A 3,181-nucleotide genomic window follows, 5' to 3' on the forward strand; every position below is an offset into this window, starting at 1 on the left:
AAGTCGATCCGTCCCGCGGCGGGAGCCGGCGGGCTGCGGCGCTCCGGCCGCCTGCGCCCCCGCCCCGCATCTCCGCAGGACCGGCGGCATGATTGACGATATCCCATATCGCGGGATATCGTCAATCATCGAAATTGTGCTCACGCTGAAGGTGTTACAACCAGATACCTCAAGAGAAGGTGTTCCACGCTTCCTGGCAGCGCGCGATCAACCGCTTGAGACTCAGCCAGTCAGGCGTCGAGGGGGTGCCACACCGCTCGGCCCGTGTCGGTGCTGACGCGGCCGAACACCACGTCGGCGAAGTGGACGCCGAATCCGATTGTGTTGGGCTGCGCCAGCTCGGCGATGAGGTTGCGACGGGTAGCCTCGGATTCTCCTCGGTCATGGTCGACTGTGGCTCCCCATTCCGGGTGGCTTATTTGAATTGATGAATGGAACGCGTCGCCGAAGGCGATCACCCGCTGCCCGCTCGCGCTGATCACGTAAGCGGCATGACCCGGAGTGTGGCCCGGGGTGATCATGACATGGACGCCGGGGAAGATCTCCTCATCGTCTTCCACGGTGCGCACACGGTGCTGCATGGCATTGAGCGCTTCGCCCATGCCTTTCGCTTCGGCGAGGTGCCGTTGGGACCACTCGGGCTCGGCGACCAGGTAGTCGGCCATCCTGAACGCGGTCAAGTTGCTCCCGGGGGCGGCATGCCACGCCCACCCGACATGGTCTCCGTGCAAGTGTGTGAGCGCGACCGCCTCGATGTCCGCAGGACTCCGGCCAAGTGCTGCGAGGCTGTCGAGCAGGGCCCCGCCCCTGAGAATGCCCCACCGGCTCTCCGGCGGCTCAATCGTCACCGGGCCCAGTCCGGCATCGATGAGCAGCGCCCTGCCGTCGCGTTCGACGAGCAGTCCCCCGACACTCGCCACCAGACTGCCGGTCTCATCGAGATACTCAGGGGACTGCGCCCAGTCCTCATCCGTGGCATCGGGCAGCCAGAGCCGCGCATTGAGTTGGAGCACGCCGTCCGGAACGAAGCTCAACCGCGCATCGCCGAGCGTGAGGGACCGGATCCCCGACGGGCGCCGGAGCCGGTCCTCCAGATGTGATGCCGTGTCTGTCATGGGCCTTGTTCACGCCTTTCGAAGGTCTGATGCGTTTAGACGTTTGAAGCCGAGGATTCCATCGCCTGCGAGAAAGAGCTGGCCTCCAAAGCCTTGGTTCACCGCGGTCGAAGGCCTGCCTCCCTCGCCGCGTCTGAGGCGATGGAGGCAGGCTGGCGTCACGAGGTAGCCCGTCGCGTCTACGGGACAATGAGCGACGCCGCCTCCTTACAGTTTCGACTCCGCGGGTTCGTCCGCGGTGAATGTGGCAAGGTCAAGACGGCGGCCGTCCTTCGACTTCCACACTGCGACGACGGATGCGATGGTGACGAGGAAGGCGAACAGCATGACGAGCTTGGTGCCCCCGACGGCGGACAAGGCTGTGGCGATAAACGGCCCGGGCGCAGAGAAAATCAAGTTGGCCAGCGTGTATGACATGGCAGAGCCAGAGAAACGGACCTCGGTCGGGAACTGTTCGGCGAACAGCGCCGGCTGAGCGCCGCCAAGGAACTGGATGGAACACAGCACGAGCGTCACGATGAGGCCCGTAATGACGACGTTGGAGCTGGCGACTGTGAAGAACAGGCCGATGCCGACGAACGAGCCTACCAAGCCAAGGAAGAATACGGGCTTCCTGCCAATGCGGTCGCTAAGGAATCCGCCGGCGATGATGAACAAAGCAGAAACGCCGTTAGCTATCATCAGAATCGTCAAGGCAGCCTGGGAGGACATGCCGGTCGTAGCGGGCAGGTAGCTGAGTCCATACACGGCAATGAGGAAGAAGCACAGGGCGGAGCTGCCCCAGGCAAGTGTTGTCAGTGCAACCTGTCGTGGATGCGTTGCGAACACCCGCAGACCGCTGCGCTGGGGCTTCCCCGCGAGGACACCGGCGTCCTGCTTCGTGACGAAAGCGGGTGTTTCTTCGAGCTTGAGCCGAATAAAGACGGCCATCACGATGATCAAAATGCTGCCGAGGAAGGGAATTCGCCAGCCCCAAGATGCGAATTGTTCGGTTGTGAGGGTCGAATTGAGCCCCACAAGGACAAGGTTGGCGAGAACTTGGCTGATCGGTGAACCGATCATGTTGAAGGAGCCAAGAAGTCCGCGCCGGCTCTTGTCAGAGTGCTCCATGGTCATGATCTGGTTTCCCGAGGTTTCCCCGCCCAGTGACAAGCCCTGGATGAAGCGCAATCCGACCAGGACGGCCGCGATGCCAATGCCTTGGCCAGTCGGCAGGATGCCGATCAGAACCGACGACCCGCCCATCAAAAGCAACGTTGCAAAAAGGATGGGCTTCCGGCCCAGCCGGTCGCCGAGGTGGCCGAAGATGATGGCACCTATCGGCCGTGCTGCAATGCCGACGCCAAACGTTACAAAGGACGCCAGCAGGCCACCTGTCGGCCCCAGATTGTTGAAGAAGAGGGTGGGAAAAAGGGTCGCAGAAAGGGCACCGTAGAGCGCGAAGTCAAAATATTCCAAGGCCGAGCCCAACGCTCCGCTCACTGCTGTCCGAGCCTCCATTGGCCGCAGACGCCGCGAGCTATAGCCCGCCGTCGCCATCGTCGTTGATGGCGCAGCTGATCTTGTCATCTAGATTTCTCCAAAATCTCGTTCTTTATATTCAGGCAGCTGTCGCCCTCTTCAATGATGCGACAACGCCAATTCATTGTTGGTTCGACCGGGCCGCACTCGACCTCTTGCATCCCTCAGTCGCGATGCCCCACAAGGTGCGGGATCAACGGCCGGGGGAAGCTAGGCACGTCATGGGTCTCTCCCATAACGTCCCCGGTTGAGTTGCCGCTGTGGTCAGAGTTGGATGTAGACGCTCTTGGTGTAGAGGTAGGTGTCCATGTGGGCGGAGGTGCCCTTGGAGCCGTAGCCGCTGAGCTTGGTGCCGTTGAAGCCTACGAGGGGGTCGATGTAGCCGTAGCAGTTGACCCACATGGTGCCGGTGTGGACGCCCTGGAGGACGCGCAGGGCGGTGGAGATGTTCTGGGACCAGACTGCTCCGCCGAGGCCGTAGTCGTTGTCGTTGGCGATGGCGATGGCCTCCTCGACGTCGTCGAAGGGCATGATCGACAGGACGG

3 protein-coding genes are annotated in these 3,181 nt (G+C 62.2%); all 3 read right to left on the bottom strand.

What is annotated here, in order from left to right; genetic code table 11:
* Nucleotides 1-230 precede the first annotated feature (230 nt).
* Nucleotides 231-1,115 (bottom strand): MBL fold metallo-hydrolase, encoded by an 885-nt coding sequence (locus tag E6A21_RS17650; protein ID WP_138445480.1) that lies wholly within the window; start codon nucleotides 1,113-1,115, stop codon nucleotides 231-233.
* Between the two features lie 207 nt (nucleotides 1,116-1,322).
* Nucleotides 1,323-2,597: an MFS transporter gene (locus tag E6A21_RS17655; RefSeq protein ID WP_171041468.1), complete on the bottom strand. Its 1,275-nt coding sequence runs from the start codon at nucleotides 2,595-2,597 to the stop codon at nucleotides 1,323-1,325.
* Nucleotides 2,598-2,900: 303 nt separating this feature from the next.
* Nucleotides 2,901-3,181, bottom strand: a 281-nt coding sequence (locus tag E6A21_RS17660; protein WP_138445482.1) for an aldehyde dehydrogenase family protein, incomplete at its 5' end; no start/stop codon positions are given.

The sequence above is a fragment of the Sinomonas susongensis genome (assembly GCF_005877005.1).
GTDB classification, from domain to species: Bacteria; Actinomycetota; Actinomycetes; order Actinomycetales; family Micrococcaceae; genus Sinomonas; species Sinomonas susongensis.

Excerpts from the sequence above, each read along its gene's own strand:
- E6A21_RS17650 (WP_138445480.1), bottom strand. The coding sequence starts at position 1,115 with ATGACAGACACGGCATCACATCTGGAGGACCGGCTCCGGCGCCCGTCG.